This window comes from Caballeronia sp., from assembly GCF_049581465.1.
Lineage (GTDB): Bacteria > Pseudomonadota > Gammaproteobacteria > Burkholderiales > Burkholderiaceae > Caballeronia.
This window is the reverse complement of sequence record NZ_JBAUSA010001328.1, coordinates 1-3497: the sequence shown is the minus strand read 5'-3', so window position 1 is coordinate 3497 and position 3497 is coordinate 1. Positions and strand designations below refer to the sequence as shown.

Here is a 3497-nt window from a genome sequence, read left to right as displayed (position 1 = left end):
TCGAGGTGGCGGCGGTGCAGGTCAGCGCGAACGCGTCGCTGCTCGCGGGCTACGGCTACGCTGGCATTCTCGTCGCCTTCGCCGCGCGGCAAAATCCGCTCGCGATCATCGTGTGTGCGTTGATGATTGGCGGGATCGAAGCGAGTGGCAGCCTGCTGCAACGGCGCCTCGATCTTCCCGATGCGACCACGCTGGTCCTGCAAGGCTTGTTGTTCGCGAACCTCCTCGCGTGGGAAGCCCTGGGAGGGCGGATCGCGGCGTGGCGAGTCAAGCTTCAGGCGGTGGCACTCGCCGACGCCGCCACGCAACTGGAGCAAACCCATGCCTGACATTCACTCGCCCATAGTCGTGCTGTTGATCTCGCTGTTTGCCGGTGCGATACGCGTTAGCACTCCATATCTCTTTGTGAGCCTTGGCGAATGCCTGACCGAGAAGGGAGGGCGCGTCAATCTCGGACTCGAAGGCATTCTGGTTTCGGGCGCGATGAGTGGCTATGCGGCCTCTTATCTCTCGGGTTCGCCGTGGGTCGGCGTGCTGGCGGCCGGCGTGGCCGGCTTGCTGCTGGGTTGCCTGCACGGACTGGTGTGCTCGCTGCCCCGCGTATCGGACATTGCGTTCGGAATCGCGTTGATGCTGCTTGGAACCGGCCTTGCGTTCTATCTGGGCAAGCCGTTCATCGAGCCGCAGGCGCCCATGTTGCCGTCGATTGATCTCGGCAAGTGGTCGGACTCGTCGCAATTGCATAACGCATTGCATATCAATGCGCTCTTTGCTATCGGGGTGGTGCTTGCGTTTTTACTGCAGTGGGGATTGCGCAATACCCGCTGGGGCATGACGCTGCGCCTCGTCGGCGATCACGCCGAAACCGCGCGGGCGATGGGCTACCCGCTCACCTTGATCCGTATCTCCGCGACAGCGATTGGCGGCGTCTTCGCTGGTGTGGGCGGTGCCTATCTGTCGCTGGTGTATCCGGGCAGCTGGAACGAAGGGTTGTCGAGCGGACAGGGCTTGATGGCGGTCGCGCTCGTGATCTTCGCGCGCTGGCAGCCGTTGCGATGTCTGTGGGCCGCGCTCCTGTTCGGCGCAGCGGGCGCGCTGGGTCCGGCGCTGCAGGGCATTGGCGTCACCAACGGGTACTACCTGTATAACGCCGCGCCATACGTCCTTACGCTCGTCATCATGATCGTCAATTGCCGGCCCGATCGCACGCTTGCAGGCGCACCGGGTGAACTGAGCCTTACACGCTGACGCTTAAGCCGCTTGCCTTGGGGCTCACTGAACTCGAACCTTCAAGAGGATTGAAGCCATGCATCGATTCATCGAAGCGCGACCGTATCCCTGGCCGTACGACGGCGAGTTGCGCCCCGATAACACGGCCCTCGTCATCATCGACATGCAGACGGATTTCTGCGGCCACGGTGGCTATGTCGACAAGATGGGCTACGACCTGTCGCTGACACGCGCGCCGATCGAACCGATCCAAAGCGTCCTCAAGGCCATGCGCGAGCGGGGCTACACCATCATTCATACACGCGAAGGGCATCGGCCGGATCTGTCCGATCTGCCTGGGAACAAGCGCTGGCGTAGCCGCCGGGCGGGTACGGACGGCGTGGGCATAGGCGACGACGGGCCGTGCGGCAGGATTCTGGTGCGCGGCGAACCGGGCTGGGAAATTATCGATGATCTCGCGCCATTGCCCGGTGAGATTGTCATCGACAAGCCCGGCAAGGGCTCGTTTTGCGCGACCGATCTCGAACTGATCTTGCGCACCCGCGGCATCGTCAACCTTGTGTTGACGGGCATCACCACGGACGTATGTGTGCACACGACGATGCGCGAAGCGAACGATCGCGGCTTTGAATGTACCGTTCTCGCGGACTGCTGCGGGGCGACGGACAAAGGCAACCACGAGGCCGCGCTCCACATGATCACGATGCAAGGCGGCGTGTTCGGCACGGTATCGGATTCGCGTGCGCTACTCACCACTTTGGATGCCTGATCATGTCGAGCGCCTCGCAAGCCCTAAGCCTCGCCGTGATCGGTGCGAGCAAGTCGTTCGGCGCGTTTCGCGCGCTCGACAAAGTCGCGATCCAGGTCAAGGCCGGCACGATTCACGCGTTGCTTGGCGAAAACGGTGCGGGCAAGAGCACACTCGTCAAGGGTCTGGTGGGCTACGGCGTGCTGGATGAGGGACAGATTGTCGCCGATGGCCGCGAGGTGCGTATCGCTTCGCCGCGTGACGGGCAGGCCCTTGGAATCGGCATGGTGTACCAGCATTTCACGCTGGCGGCGGGGTTGTCGGTAGAAGAGAACTTGTTGCTCGCGCGTGGACGGCTGCCGTGGAAAGTGGACTGGAAAGCCGAGCGCGCGGCGTTGAACGAATTCATGCGGCGCATGCCGTTTCGTCTCCCGCTTGATGCGCCTGTATCGAATCTCGCAGCCGGCGAGAAGCAAAAACTCGAGATACTGAAGCAGCTTTATCTGCGTCAGCGTTTTCTTATTCTCGATGAACCCACCTCCGTGCTCACGCCGCAGGAAGCGGAGGAGGTGCTTGGACTGATGCGCCAGCTCAGTTCGAGTGGCGAGTTGACGGTGCTGATGATCACGCACAAGTTTCGGGAGGTGATGGCCTATGCAGACGATGTCACCGTGTTGCGCAAAGGTCGTCAGGTTGGCGCCGCCGCGGTCGCGGATACGAATCGCGATCAGCTTGCGAGCTGGATGATGGGCACGGCCGGCATGCGGGACCCCGAGATGGCCGAGCTCAGGCAGGAGCGTCCGGCGCGCCCGCCCGTCAGCCCGGGGGCCGCGATACGGCTTGAAATGAACGACGTTTCCATCGACGATGATCGCGGTCACACGGCCGTCACGCGCGCGACGCTTGCGGTTCGTTCGGGCGAGATACTGGGGCTTGCGGGGGTATCGGGTAATGGGCAAAAGGAACTGATCGAGGCGCTGGTGGGGCAGCGTCGCGTGAAGGAGGGCACGATGCGGATCGCAGGCGAGCCGTATCACGCTGCGCGTGAGGAAATGACGCGGCTGCGGGTGTTCGCCATCCCCGAAGAGCCGCTGCGCAACGCCTGCGTCGCCGGTATGAGCGTAGCCGCGAACCTGGCGTTGCGCGACTTTGATCGCGCGCCGCTCTGCCGTAACGGCTGGCGTCTCGACAAGCGTGCCATGCGCGAGCGTGCCGCGCATTTGATCCTCGACTTCAACGTGCGGCCGACGCTTCCCGATCGCGCAATCGGTACGCTGTCTGGTGGCAACGTCCAGCGTGCGGTGCTCGCGCGTGAGCTGGGGCAGCCGGTGGATGTGTTGATCGTCGCGAACCCCGTGTTCGGTCTCGACTTCGCCTCGGTTGCTGATATTCATGGCCGCCTTCTCGCTGCGCGCAACGGGGGCGCAGCGGTGCTGCTGGTGAGTGAGGACCTTGATGAGTTGCTTGAACTCGCTGATCGCATTGCCGTGATTTCGGAGGGACGGCTAGTGTTCGAGAC

3 protein-coding genes and 1 pseudogene are annotated in these 3497 nt (G+C 63.1%); all 4 read left to right on the top strand.

Features of this window, described 5'->3' with window-relative positions:
- Positions 1-329, top strand: a pseudogene (locus tag WCA53_RS32090) (ABC transporter permease); the annotation flags it as partial.
- Positions 322-1248 carry an ABC transporter permease gene (locus WCA53_RS32085; protein ID WP_423921269.1) on the top strand — a complete coding sequence of 309 codons (927 nt, stop codon included), beginning with the start codon at positions 322-324 and terminating at the stop codon, positions 1246-1248. The pseudogene WCA53_RS32090 and the gene WCA53_RS32085, both read left to right, overlap by 8 nt.
- A 58-nt stretch (positions 1249-1306) precedes the next feature.
- Positions 1307-1999, top strand: a complete 693-nt coding sequence (locus WCA53_RS32080; RefSeq protein ID WP_423921266.1) for a cysteine hydrolase family protein — start codon at positions 1307-1309, stop codon at positions 1997-1999.
- Positions 2000-2001: 2 nt separating this feature from the next.
- The coding region (locus WCA53_RS32075; RefSeq protein WP_423921263.1) for an ABC transporter ATP-binding protein at positions 2002-3497 on the top strand (1496 nt) is incomplete at its 3' end.